The sequence below is a fragment of the Cupriavidus sp. SIMBA_020 genome, from assembly GCF_046535395.1.
GTDB lineage: Bacteria > Pseudomonadota > Gammaproteobacteria > Burkholderiales > Burkholderiaceae > Cupriavidus > Cupriavidus campinensis.
In genome coordinates, this window is the sequence record NZ_JAWRWU010001884.1 from 1 (window position 1) to 228 (window position 228).

Annotated in this window: 1 protein-coding gene; it reads left to right on the plus strand. The window is 66.2% G+C overall.

Annotation, left to right across the window (positions count from 1 at the left end; all coding sequences use genetic code 11):
- Positions 1-228, plus strand: a 228-nt coding sequence (locus SB751_RS36130; RefSeq protein ID WP_410749745.1) for a hypothetical protein, incomplete at both ends; no start/stop codon positions are given.

A 228-nucleotide genomic window follows, 5' to 3' on the forward strand; every position in this document is an offset into this window, starting at 1 on the left:
CAGCGCGCGCAGGCTCGCCGAGGAAACCGGCGTCGATCCCGGCAACATTCATCGCTGGCTGCGCAAATGGACCGATGTGGGCATCCTGTGCGGTTCGGGCAAAACCGGTTATCAGGCGTCGCTCGATCCGGCGCTCGTGCCGCTCGGTGCCCTCTTTCGTCAGAGCAGCGAACTCGTCGACGGTCTGCGAAACACGCTCGAAGCCGTCCCGGGCATCGTGGCGGCCGT